The sequence below is a fragment of the Providencia sp. PROV236 genome, assembly GCF_033676985.1.
Classification (GTDB): Bacteria; Pseudomonadota; Gammaproteobacteria; order Enterobacterales; family Enterobacteriaceae; genus Providencia; species Providencia manganoxydans.
On sequence record NZ_CP096297.1, the window covers coordinates 4,154,236 to 4,166,861 of the forward strand.

A 12,626-nucleotide genomic window follows, 5' to 3' on the forward strand; every position below is an offset into this window, starting at 1 on the left:
ACTTGTTACCTAACTATACTCGTCATACCTCAAGCTACGACATGGTTGACTACGTTCACTCACACTAGTCACATAATTTTCATGCTTCTAGCGGTGCGCTCGCTTGTCGCCTCGCTGCACCTAAAATTATTAGAGTATACACCTCAAATTAATTAGCGTATGACCTGCATAACTGCCTTAAGCGCCTGCTGTGGTTGTTCACTATCTAACCAATGAACATTTTCCCAGCTTCTCAACCAGGTAATCTGGCGTTTTGCCAATTGGCGTGTTGCACAAATTCCCCGATAAACCATTTCATCATAATTTATTTCGCCTTCCAGATATGACCACATTTGTCGATAACCCACACAACGGATTGAAGGTAAATCAACATGTAAATCACCTCGTTTATAAAGAGCACGAACTTCCTCTTCAAAACCAGCGGCTAACATCTGATGAAAACGTTGTTCAATGCGCTCATGTAAAATTTTACGATCTTGGGGCGCAATAGCAAACTGAAACACATTATAAGGTAATTCTTCACCTGCTGTTTGTGTCATTTCAGTCAAAGTTTGCCCTGAAATGAGATATACCTCTAAAGCTCGGGATAATCTTTGTGGATCATTCGGATGAATCCTAGCTGCCGCAACAGGATCAACCTCAGCTAAACGGCGATGTATTTCAGTCCACCCTTGTAATTGTGCTATTTGTTCAATTTCTGCACGCACAACAGGATCTGCTGAAGGTAATGGCGAAAGACCTTCAAGCAAAGCCTTAAAATACAACATTGTGCCGCCCACTAATAATGGAATTTTACCTTGAGCGGTAATTTCATCCATTACATTTAGTGCGTCTCGCCGGAAATCGGCAGCGGAATAAGGTAAAGAAGGATCGAGAATATCGATCAGACGATGAGGTGCTTGACTCAGTTCCTCTGCATTTGGCTTCGCTGTGCCGATATCCATACCACGGTAGATCAGCGCCGAATCGACACTGATTATCTCTACAGGCAAGTGTTGACGCAAAGCAATCGCCAACGCGGTCTTACCTGAGGCCGTAGGCCCCATCAGGAATATTGCATTCGGTTTGTTTTGAGTTACCAATTCACTCATTTGTTAGCGTAGCTACCACGGGTTGTAAATTAATTAATTGTAATAATGTTGGTGACGGCTTTTTAACCTGCTGCGGGCAAAGCCGCTCAACATCAGCGAGTAACTGTACTGCTTGTGCTAAGCTCCAGCTTTCTTGCATTTTTTCTTGTGAAACTGTTTTTGCAAGCCACTGTGCAATATCTTGATGTGATAAATGCTCTTTTGACGACAAAAACGCCAGTAAATTGGCAAAAAGCTGTGATAAATTTTGCGTTCTTAACGGTAACGATACCGCATGAATAGTAACTTTTCCATGAGATATCGTGGCTTCAATACCAAATAATGTCAATTGTTCCTTATTACGCTGAAAAATCGCAATTTCATCATGACTAAGTGTCAATTTTAGCGGGATCAACAGCGGCTGAGGTTTTAACGCTTCTCCTGTTGGAGATAATTGCGCCAACTTCAACAAGTAATTTGCTTCGGTTAAGGATAACAGGATTAACCCTAATGAAGACTCAATTAATGCAAAGTTTTTTGCGTAAATTGTCAATACTTTACCAAAAGTATAGCTATTGGCATTTTCTGCAACAGACTGAGAAGAAATAACCGAGCCATCTAATGGAGGGCGAGTTGGGAATAATGGTTTTTTATCATCTTCAGCAACAGGAACTGACATTAATGCCTGATACAGTTGACCTGCTTTACGATCGTATGTTGGTGCTGTGTGTTCAAACCCACCCTTTGCTCGGTTTACATGGCCGATTGGCTCCGATGATGATGAACGTGGTTTTTCACTGTACAAATGCTCTGTTTCAGAAAGAGCCTCTCGCTCAGGCTTTATTGTCAGAGGCACTGCTGATGGGGCAAAATAATTATCACCCGCTGCGGTTCTGTTCACCACTTCATGAGTAACAGGTTCTATTCCCGGTAATTCATCCGCTTGATGTGCATTTAATAGCGCAGTCCGCACCCCTTGATAAATAAAATCATGCACTAACCGCGCTTGATGAAAACGCACTTCATGTTTAGCTGGATGCACATTAACATCAACCTGTTGAGGATCAACCGTTAAGTAAAGCACATAGGCTGGTTGCTGATTTTCATCTAGATGCCCTTCATAGGCCTGGCGAATAGCATGGTTAATCAACCTGTCCCGCATCATTCGTCCATTCACATAACAATATTGAATATCGCTAACAGACCCAGCAGAGGGCGACACGATCCAACCTTTAATACCAAGGTCACCGTGATCCCATGCAATAGCCAATGCACCTTGCATAAAACCGGTACCACACACCGCGGCTAAACGACGCTCTTGCTGCGTGTCATCTTGTGCAGCACGATATTGCTTAACTAACTTACCGTTATGATTCAAATTAATGGCGACATCAGGACGAGAAAGCGCAATACGCCGTACAATTTCATCAATATGACCAAATTCCGTTTTTTCCGTACGCATGAATTTGCGTCTTGCTGGCGTATTATAGAAAAGATCTAATACTTCAACCGTTGTTCCATTAGGGTGAGCCGCAGGCTTGACAGTCACCGCCATATCACGCCCTTCTGCATATGATTGCCAAGCTTCGCTCTGCTGCACGGGTTTTGATGTTAGAGTTAAACGCGACACTGAGCTAATACTCGCTAAGGCTTCACCACGAAACCCCATACTCACAATCGCCTCAAGATCATCCAATGTCGCAATTTTACTCGTAGCATGGCGAGCTAATGCAAGGATCAGTTCATCCTTACTGATACCACAGCCATTATCACGAATACGGATCAACTTTTCTCCACCACGCTCAATATCAATATCAATACGTGTTGCCCCCGCATCTAGGCTATTTTCAACCAGTTCTTTGACAACAGAGGCGGGACGCTCAACAACCTCACCCGCAGCAATTTGGTTGGCAAGTTGGGGAGAAAGGATCTGTATCGCCATGCCATATCTCCTTATTTAGGTGCAGCTTGCAGAGGGTTTGCTAAAAAGTATTGACGTAAACCTTGATGAATAGCTTCTGCGACTTGTTCCTGATAAGCATCCGATTTTAGTAACTGCTCTTCCGCACTGTTACTGATGAAACCGGTTTCAACAAGAATCGATGGAATATCAGGCGAACGTAGCACACCTAAACTTGCGTGTTCCGGACTACTTTTATGGATATTACCCACTTTTCGTAACTGACGTATCACATGCACAGCAACATCATAGCCAACGCGCTGTGAGTGGCCGAATTGCAAATCAAGTACCGCTTGGCTTAAATAAGGATCAGCCCCATTCAGAGCATCTCCCGCACCACCAAGCAATTCAGATTGTTTTTCACGTTGCTCTAACCAACTACCTAATTCGCTATTTGCTCGGCGGTTAGAAAGTACCCATACCGATGCACCACGAGCTCGACTATTTGGCGCAGAGTCAGCGTGAATAGACACAAGCATATTGGCATTTTTTTTACGAGCGACATCCGAACGACCACTTACCGAGATAAAATAATCACCATCACGGGTCATTGCGGGTTTAAACATGGGGTCTGCATCTAATTTCGCATATAACTTACGTGCCACACTTAAAGTAACATCTTTTTCACGGTAACCATTTTTACCGATGGCGCCAGGATCTTTGCCTCCATGGCCTGCATCGATTGCAATCACAACTTGTTTAGAACCTTTGGGCATCGTTTTATTTGTCTTCACAGGCACAGGTACCGCAGCCGACGGCGAATTCATTTTTAGCTGTTTATCTGGGACAGCATTACTTCTGCTTTGGGCAGATTGGGCGCTATTATTAAATGTAGTGGCCGAATTTCCTTTGCCTGTAGAAAGCGTAAAGACGACTTGATACTGACCAGCCACTTGTTTAAGTGATGCTTGAGCTTTTGCTGCTGCCGCTAATTCTAAAACAATACGTTTATGTTGACTTGTCGGTGGCTGACTAGCGCGGATCACTTTGACTAGATCACCCGCGGGCAATTTCATAGGTAATCCGATGATTTCACCGCTTTGTTTCAGATCAATAACCAGCCGCTCTGGCGAATGCAAAGGGAAAAATTTGTAATCAGGGCTGCCATCTGCAAATGTTAAGGTCACCTCTGCATTTGATGGACTGTTGTTTACCTGAATATTCGATAAGGTGGCTGCTTGTATAGGGCGAGCAACCAACAATAACGCAAAAATAGTCAACAATAATAAGAAGGAGAAGAAGCTCCTTTTTGTTATTTTTATTGGCAATGCATTCGTCATGAGCAATATATCCCTTAGAGTGCTTGTAATGCTTCTAACAACGACTCCCCATTTGCAGAAAAAGCAATAAAGTGAGCCTGACGACCTTCACCTTGATAAGTTAAATGCAGCTCAAGGTCAGCTTCAGGTAAAAAACCTTTGCCTTGTTGAGGCCATTCCACCAAACAGATCGACTCAGGGGAGAAATAATCACGGATCCCCATAAATTCCAGTTCTTCTGGATCAGCCAAACGGTAAAGATCAAAATGAAAAACTTGCTTACCAGGAAGATCATAGGGTTCTACAAGTGTATAAGTAGGGCTTTTCACATGCCCTTGATGCCCTAACGCTTGTAAAAAACCACGGCTAAATGTCGTTTTGCCTGCACCAAGATCGCCATATAAATTGATCACGGCCCCTTGTTTACAAGCGGCTGCGACAGCACGCCCTAGTGCTACGGTCTGTTCTTCGTTAGCAAGTTGTAAAATGCGTTCTTTCATGAATGGTTTAATCAGCTTTATAAAAAATAGATCAATTTAGTGACTATATTAACTCAAGCCACTTTATTTTCCTTAAAAATACTCTAAATAATTCGGAGTATCGCTAGGCAGCCAGTAAATAGAGCCACTCTATCTCAACAAAAAGTGCTGCAACTTGAAATATAACATTACAGAAATATTCAAATTATGGATATCAGATAACCGCTTGATCCTTATTAAGGCCAATCTTTTTGCAACGGAGATACTTTGTGAAACAGCGTTAGCGTGATAAAGTGCCGCTGCAATTATACTGAGTTTAATACCCTGATAAAATCACATGGCAACACTTCTCGATCTCAATCTTCTCGCACAAAATATCAAACAATGGGGCCTTGAATTAGGGTTTCAGCAAGTCGGTATTTGCGATACTGACTTATCATTAGAAGAGCCTAAGCTACAAGCATGGCTGGATAAGCAATATCATGGCGATATGGAGTGGATGGCACGCCATGGCATGATGCGCGCAAGACCACATGAATTACACCCCGGAACACTTCGCGTCATCAGTGTTCGAATGAACTATTTGCCTGCAAAAGCGGCCTTTGCTAGCACACTCAATAACCCCAAACTTGGCTATATCAGCCGCTATGCTTTAGGTAGAGACTATCATAAATTACTCAAGAAGCGGTTAAAACTACTCAGTGATCGCATTTTAGCATACTGCCGCGAGCACCTTTGTTCTGATGATCTTAATTTTCGCCCCTTCGTTGATTCCGCGCCTATTTTAGAGCGGCCACTTGCGGTTAAAGCGGGTTTAGGCTGGACAGGTAAACATTCCCTGATCCTCAATCGTGAGGCTGGATCTTGGTTTTTTCTTGGTGAGTTACTGGTTAATTTACCTCTTCCCGTCGATCAACCAATTGAAGAGCAGTGCGGCCGCTGTGTAGCCTGTATGACAACCTGCCCAACTGGCGCGATTGTCGAGCCTTATGTCGTTGACGCAAGACGTTGTATTTCCTATCTGACCATCGAACTTGATGGCCCTATTCCAGAAGAGTTTCGCCCATTAATGGGCAATCGTATCTATGGCTGCGATGATTGCCAGCTCATTTGTCCTTGGAACCGTTTTTCTCAATTAACAGACGAAGAAGATTTTAGTCCAAGGCGCGTATTACATACACCAGAGCTGCTTGAGCTATTTAGTTGGAGTGAAGAAACATTTTTAAAAGTCACTGAAGGCTCTGCCATCCGCCGTATTGGCTATTTGAAATGGCTGAGAAATATTAGTGTGGCATTAGGTAATGCCCCCTATCAAGACACTATCGTGACTGCACTACGTGCTCGTTTGCAATTAAATGATATGTTGGATGAGCACCTTACATGGGCAATACAACAGCAATTAAAACGCAGGGAAGAAAACCAAGTAACAATTCAAACTTCACAACAAAAACGCCTTGTACGAGCCATATCTAAAGGTTTACCAAGAGACGCTTAAAAATAATACGCCTATATAACCCAATTCAATAAAAGTCAATCTTGTGTGCATAAAATAAAAAACTGCTTAATAGACAATAGCTAAAGAATTTGCAAGTTGTGCTACCCACATTTTAAATAAAAATATTTTATTTTTAAATTCAATTATATAACTAATAACATAACGCAAGTATTTTTATGGGCACATAAAAATACCTAGCCCATCACCCTGTGGATAACTCTGTGTAATAAAGTATTACAGAGCCTTATAGGCGATATGATTTCGCGAATAGATTGTGGATAACTCGATAACAATGGGAAAATAAATAAATTGACTTTTTAACTACTCACAGAGCAAGTAAAGTTATAAAAACTTTAGATTGAAACAAGAAATTAACTGAAATAGCCAAAAATAGGCTTTTTGCTTATTGTTACAAACGAAATTATAACAATCAGGATACTTATTGATAGCCCCTATCGCTAAGGGGAGGCTATTCTATGGCGACAACCCGATGAATGCAAGCAGAAAAAACCACAAGATCGAAAAAAGATCGTAAGAAATGTGATGATCCTCATGTGTCTATTTTTTGTTCTAATATTTATAGATGACAAATCTATAAATGGCAAATATCCATAACGCATAATTTATTCACATCAAAAGAACACATAGAAAAGAAAAAGTTGAAGAGTGATAAAACGTTAAATAGAGTGGCTAGCACGCCCACCTAGCAATTAGGTCTACGCAGAGTAATCTACTTCAATGTGATATCTACCGCTTGGATTAACACAATCACATAAAACACTATGATTGATTATTGTCAGCGCTAAATTATGCTATATTTTTTTGTACGGCTATCTAACGACAGGAAAGTTATGGACATTCAGCTTGGAAAAAACGACAAACGCTATATAGAAGGCACTGATGATGTATTCGGGGTCATGTCGAAAATTTTACAGCGTGAAAATAAGATAGATCAGGAAAAGGAACATTTCTGGATCATAGGGATGAACGAAGCTGGCTTTATTCTGTATATTGAATTAATTGCACTGGGTACGGTGCGATCTGTACCTATCGAACCAATGAATGTATTTCGTGTTGCAGTCATGAAAAATGCCACACGTGTTATCGCCATCCACAACCATCCTTCAAAGCGACTGGTTCCCTCTGAGCAAGATAAAGATATTACCGATCGCTTGATCCAAGTAGGTCGTATTTTAAATATCCAACTGATTGACCATTTAATTATTAGTACAGAAGACTATCAAAGCTTTCGCGCGCTGGGACTAATGGATGAATTGGAGAACAGTTTGAAGTATGTACCAACATATCAAGCGGTGGAGAAAGTGCGTAAGGAAGAGCAGGAAATTGCCAAAAATAAGGTTAACTCCGCCAAACATGCAGAGAAAACGGCTCAAAATCAATCTAAAATTTTAGTAAATACACTGCTTAATAAAGAAATGAGTATTGAAGAAATTGCGAATATTCTTTCTATTAGCATGACTGAAGTCAAAAAGATAATTTCATCTGATTAATCTCACATCAATCTATTACCCACTTGTGTTTTTACGATACAAAATTTCAAATAGCTGCCAGCCAGTAATATAAGCATTGTAAATTTTAGATATTTAAAGATGGGATTTTTTTGAATTTTATAAAATTTTTGGAGCGGGAAACGAGACTCGAACTCGCGACCCCGACCTTGGCAAGGTCGTGCTCTACCAACTGAGCTATTCCCGCATTTGGTGGGTTACTGCACTAAAACACTAAGAGAGATTGGAGCGGGAAACGAGACTCGAACTCGCGACCCCGACCTTGGCAAGGTCGTGCTCTACCAACTGAGCTATTCCCGCAGACCGAAAATAGTGTTTTAGCTAAAACATTAAGAGAGTTTGGAGCGGGAAACGAGACTCGAACTCGCGACCCCGACCTTGGCAAGGTCGTGCTCTACCAACTGAGCTATTCCCGCAAAATACACTCTTTTTGCTTTGCCGTACTAACGAAAATCTTCATCGGTACGGGGAGCGCATTATACGAAAAATTGCACGTCAGGCAAGCCCCTTGACGCAAATTTTTTATTTTTTTGTTCGTTTGCTGATAAATTCGACATTATGATGGTTTTATCAGCATCATAAGTAAACTTTTGATTTCAATCGATTAACATTTTTCACTTTTATCGATATTGAACAGAAGAGTATAAATATTGAAGACATTCTAAATTGATATATCGCTGATGGCTGGTTGGCATAAACAAGCAACGGAGTGCCTAAATAGGCATTCCGTTAACTCGGCGGGATAGCAAAACTTATTTGTTAAGATCTGCACTCATAGTCACAAAGTTACCGACACGTGCACTTGTGATGGTGTAATTGTCTGCACCCGCATCTTTTGCTTTCTGAGCAATGATTGCTTCAGTAGAAGAAAGTGTATCGCCTGTTGCAGTAATCGTTTGAGCAGAAGCACCAAAAGCCAGTAAAGATAACAGAGAGGCTGTTGTTAGTGTTTTAATCATGTTCATAATTTTTATCCTTCATTTATTTTTTTAGACTGAGTAGATAACCGATATTATCTGCGATGGAGTTAATCTATCTCCTATCACCCACTAATGAAAGTAACTAAATTTGCCTTTGTTAGACAAAAAATTTGAAGGAACTTTTTGAGATTTAGATCACAGAGAGGAAAATTACAGTAATACTTTTAATAGCAAAACCATAGGAAAAGAAAAATTAGCCACCCGCAGGCAGCCAATGATTAGCCACACAAACACTATGAACATGATTCATGCTTTGCTAATACTAATTTTACACCTTCGTTTAATAGCTCATTAATAGACAAGCCTGAAGCCTGTGAGACTATCGTCAATGCATGGTGATCTTCAGATTTCAATCTAGCTGAAATTTTACCACTATAATTTTTATAAGGTGCGATCCCTTCTTTCTGGCATTCATCTAAAAATATAGCGAGGGATATAGCGCCTTCTTTCTTCAATTCATCAACGCTATATGCGTAGAAATCAGCACCACCATTCAAACCAATAAATTCACCTCTAAACATTTCAATTTCAGGATCAAATGTGATAACCGCCACGCATCCATCAATTGTCATTGTATTTTTTAACATGGTTTAATCCCTAGGCTATCCAGCCAGTTACGAATAGAATTAACCGCCCCTTTGTCAGTCGTTGGCCTTGGATGAGGTCTGTGAAAAATACGCTTTTCGCCTTTCAATAAAACCGCAATCCTTGATCCTTCCCTTTCATGTATTTCAGCTCCAAGAGCAATAAACAGAACCTCTATCTCTGACCACTTTATTGACCCATTAACAGGGCGAGCAAACACATCTGAAAGTGTCTTTAGATGTCGTTTATTCATACTAAAATGGTATCATTATTTAATACCATTTAAAACAACTAAAGCTTATCTGCTTATATCAAAAAAATTGGCTGCCCACTCGCAGCCAATTGCTTTAATCATTTGATTAGGTAACCACTATTTAATAAAGGTTTCGCGGTAGTAGGCTAATTCCGCAATAGATTCACGAATATCATCCAGTGCTTGGTGAGTGCCTTTTTTGGTGAAACCATCTAAGATCTCTGGTTTCCAGCGACGTGCAAGCTCTTTTAGTGTGCTCACATCAAGGTAACGATAATGAAAATAACTTTCTAACTCAGGCATGTAGCGGAACAAAAAACGGCGATCTTGGCCAACACTATTGCCACAAATCGGTGATACGCCTTTCGGCACCCACTGCTCTAAAAATTCAATCGTAGCTAATTCAGCATCGCGCTCACTAAATTGGCTACTTTTGACACGTTCAACTAAACCGCTATTGGTGTGTGTATTCACGTTCCAATCATCCATCAAATCGAGCTGAGCTTGTGTTTGATGAACCGCTATTACGGGGCCTTGTGCTAAAATATTAAGTTGACTGTCCGTCACAATCGTCGCAATCTCGATGATACGGTCACGTTCAGGATCGAGTCCTGTCATCTCTAAATCGATCCAGATTAAATTATTCTCATTCTTTTGCATCATATGCCCTAATTTGATCCACTAAAGTTCATGCTATAATAGCGCGTTTGAGATATCGGTGCGAACGACTCAAATAAACAAAACTCAGCCAACATTATCAAGAGAGGTCAGGTGGCTAAGCAAAAACTGTCGAAAGGCCAGCAGCGCCGCGTACAAGCAAATCATCAGAAACGATTGAAAAAGCAACATGCTGTAGAAATTGATGATAGTCAACTCGGCGAAGCCCAAGAGGGGCTGGTGATCAGCCGATTCGGTCAACATGCGGATATTGAAGCAAATGATGGCACTATACAGCGTTGTAACTTACGCCGAACCATCTCATCCCTTGTGACTGGCGATCGTGTTGTTTGGCGCCCTGCGCTCAATACGCAAACTGACATTAAAATCAATGGCATTGTCGAAGCTGTACACGAGCGCCACTCAGTGCTGACTCGCCCTGATTATTATGATGGATTGAAACCAATTGCCGCAAATATTGACCAAATTGTCGTTGTTTCGGCAATTTTACCCGAGCTTTCACTGAATATTATTGACCGCTATTTAGTGGCTTGCGAAACATTAGGCATCAAACCCATCATCGTTTTAAATAAAATTGATCTATTAGATGAAGAAAACCGTGAATGGGTGAGTGATTTGATGACTATTTATAGCGATATTGGCTATCAAGTCCTCGAAGTTTCCAGTCATACCAATGAAGGAATGGAAGCACTTACTAACACGCTAGAAGGCAAAATATCGGTATTTGTCGGCCAATCTGGTGTGGGTAAATCCAGTTTACTGAATACGCTGTTGCCCCATAATGAACAAGCCATTTTAGTGAATCAGGTATCCGATAATTCAGGATTAGGCCAACACACGACCACGACCTCAAGGCTCTATCACTTCCCGCTAGGGGGTGATGTGATTGACTCACCAGGTGTACGTGAATTTGGCTTATGGCATCTTTCTACGGAACAAGTGACGAAAGGTTTTGTCGAATTTAAAGAGTACCTAGGGGGTTGCAAATTCCGTGATTGTAAACATTTAGATGATCCGGGCTGTTTAATACGCGAAGCCACCGAGCGAGGGGACATTGCTGAATCACGCTTTGAAAATTATCACCGTATTTTAGAAAGCATGGAACAAGTTAAACCACGCGGTAATTTTACAGGTAAAGAGAAATAATACTTTTTGCAGAGCAAATATAGTAAGTGAGCACTTACATTATATATTGAAAAGTCCTCACTTGATGGTAAAGATTTTTCAGTTCGTCGAAACAAAATATACTATTTAGATAGGCAAAGGTACAATGCCGGCTTGCGAAAAATAGAGTGTATTTGGCAGCCAACAGAAGTTGTGAAATTAATGGAAGGCAACCTTCTCCACCAACAATTTCAATGGCTGTTATAGGCTAATTAGCGTTTACGAATTTGAGGTTAACGTGCTAGAGAAAATTAAAATACGTTTGCAATATATGCTGCCTAAGCAAGGCCTTACTCAATTTGCTGGCTGGTTTGCTAGCCGAAATGTTGGCTTTGTTACTCAATGGGCAATAAAACTATTTGCAAAAGCATATAAGGTGAATATGAGTGAAGCACAGAAAAGTGAATTCTCCGCATATGCAACGTTTAACGATTTCTTTGTTAGACCACTAAAAGAAGAAGCGCGCCCGTTGGTTTCTGGTAATCACCAATTAGCGCAACCTGCTGATGGTGCGGTGAGTCAATTAGGCCTTATCCAAGATGACCAAATCTTCCAAGCCAAAGGCCATAATTATACTGTGGAAGCCCTGCTAGCAGGTAATTACCAATTAGCGGATAAATTCCGTAATGGTGACTTTATCACCACTTACCTGTCACCAAGTGATTACCATCGCGTCCATATGCCATGTGATGGTTTATTGACTGAAATGATTTATGTCCCAGGTGATCTGTTTTCGGTAAACCCACTGACTGCGGCCAATGTGCCTAATTTGTTTGCCCGTAATGAGCGCCTTATTTGTGTTTTCAAAACTGAAATGGGCACTATGGTACAAATTTTAGTGGGTGCCACCATTGTAGGTAGTATTGAAACAGTTTGGAGTGGGTGTGTGAATAATCAGCGTGAAGGCGTAATCAAACGCTGGACCTACCCTGAACAACTCGCTGAAAATGCAGTATTTTTGAAAAAAGGCGAAGAAATGGGCCGCTTTAAATTAGGCTCGACAGTGATCAACCTCTTCGAACCTAATACCATACGTTTTAATCCTTCGCTGATCCCTGGTTATGCAACACGTATGGGAGAATTATTAGCGGAAGTGATCGTTGATGAAACTGACACTGACTCTATTAATAGTTCGGTTGAAACTCAGTAAGATCTTATTAATTGCTTGAAGGAG

General features: G+C 41.1%; 12 protein-coding genes and 3 tRNA genes. 4 read left to right on the plus strand and 11 right to left on the minus strand.

From position 1 onward, the window contains the following. Nucleotides 1-152: 152 nt before the first annotated feature. The 4 genes from miaA to tsaE are packed head-to-tail and all read right to left on the minus strand — an operon-like array spanning nt 153 to nt 4,789. The gene (miaA, locus tag M1E96_RS19275; RefSeq protein ID WP_070925663.1) at nt 153-1,091 is read right to left on the minus strand and encodes a tRNA (adenosine(37)-N6)-dimethylallyltransferase MiaA; all 939 of its coding nucleotides are present in this window, start codon (nt 1,089-1,091) and stop codon (nt 153-155) included. Continuing rightward, nucleotides 1,084-3,012 (minus strand): DNA mismatch repair endonuclease MutL, encoded by a 1,929-nt coding sequence (gene mutL, locus M1E96_RS19280; protein ID WP_319067358.1) that lies wholly within the window; start codon nt 3,010-3,012, stop codon nt 1,084-1,086. The genes miaA and mutL overlap by 8 nt, the downstream gene beginning before the upstream one ends. An 11-nt stretch (nt 3,013-3,023) precedes the next feature. Beyond that, nucleotides 3,024-4,310, minus strand: coding sequence for an N-acetylmuramoyl-L-alanine amidase AmiB (gene amiB / locus M1E96_RS19285; protein ID WP_070925665.1), 1,287 nt, complete (start codon nt 4,308-4,310; stop codon nt 3,024-3,026). Between the two features lie 14 nt (nt 4,311-4,324). After that, on the minus strand, nt 4,325-4,789 hold the full coding sequence (gene tsaE / locus M1E96_RS19290) for a tRNA (adenosine(37)-N6)-threonylcarbamoyltransferase complex ATPase subunit type 1 TsaE (protein WP_319067359.1): 465 nt from the start codon (nt 4,787-4,789) through the stop codon (nt 4,325-4,327). 316 nt (nt 4,790-5,105) lie between these two features. On the opposite strand from tsaE, the gene queG reads away from it, so the two are divergent. Both queG and M1E96_RS19300 read left to right on the plus strand, forming a co-directional pair. Then, a complete protein-coding gene (gene queG, locus M1E96_RS19295; protein WP_369427288.1) occupies nt 5,106-6,263 on the plus strand; it encodes a tRNA epoxyqueuosine(34) reductase QueG in 1,158 nt (385 codons plus the stop codon). Nucleotides 6,264-7,114: 851 nt separating this feature from the next. Beyond that, entirely contained in the window at nt 7,115-7,774 is a 660-nt protein-coding gene (locus M1E96_RS19300; RefSeq protein ID WP_319067361.1) for a JAB domain-containing protein, read from the plus strand. A gap of 129 nt (nt 7,775-7,903) precedes the next feature. Here M1E96_RS19300 and M1E96_RS19305 read toward each other — a convergent pair. The 7 genes from M1E96_RS19305 to orn form a co-directional block, all read right to left on the minus strand. Continuing rightward, nucleotides 7,904-7,979, minus strand: a tRNA-Gly gene (locus tag M1E96_RS19305). A gap of 37 nt (nt 7,980-8,016) precedes the next feature. After that, nucleotides 8,017-8,092 (minus strand) — tRNA-Gly (locus tag M1E96_RS19310). 40 nt (nt 8,093-8,132) lie between these two features. Then, nucleotides 8,133-8,208, minus strand: a tRNA-Gly gene (locus M1E96_RS19315). 336 nt (nt 8,209-8,544) lie between these two features. Beyond that, entirely contained in the window at nt 8,545-8,757 is a 213-nt protein-coding gene (locus tag M1E96_RS19320) for a DUF1471 domain-containing protein (RefSeq protein WP_070927787.1), read from the minus strand. 248 nt (nt 8,758-9,005) lie between these two features. Further along, nucleotides 9,006-9,359 (minus strand): type II toxin-antitoxin system HicB family antitoxin, encoded by a 354-nt coding sequence (locus M1E96_RS19325; RefSeq protein ID WP_319069033.1) that lies wholly within the window; start codon nt 9,357-9,359, stop codon nt 9,006-9,008. Next, entirely contained in the window at nt 9,353-9,610 is a 258-nt protein-coding gene (locus M1E96_RS19330) for a type II toxin-antitoxin system HicA family toxin (protein ID WP_140187679.1), read from the minus strand. The genes M1E96_RS19325 and M1E96_RS19330 overlap by 7 nt, the downstream gene beginning before the upstream one ends. 117 nt (nt 9,611-9,727) lie before the next feature. Next, nucleotides 9,728-10,270 (minus strand): oligoribonuclease, encoded by a 543-nt coding sequence (orn, locus tag M1E96_RS19335; RefSeq protein WP_319069031.1) that lies wholly within the window; start codon nt 10,268-10,270, stop codon nt 9,728-9,730. A 111-nt stretch (nt 10,271-10,381) separates the two neighbouring features. On the opposite strand from orn, the gene rsgA reads away from it, so the two are divergent. Then, a complete protein-coding gene (rsgA, locus tag M1E96_RS19340) occupies nt 10,382-11,434 on the plus strand; it encodes a small ribosomal subunit biogenesis GTPase RsgA (RefSeq protein ID WP_319069030.1) in 1,053 nt (350 codons plus the stop codon). 256 nt (nt 11,435-11,690) lie between these two features. Continuing rightward, nucleotides 11,691-12,602, plus strand: coding sequence for an archaetidylserine decarboxylase (gene asd, locus M1E96_RS19345; protein WP_070927797.1), 912 nt, complete (start codon nt 11,691-11,693; stop codon nt 12,600-12,602). Nucleotides 12,603-12,626: the final 24 nt, after the last annotated feature.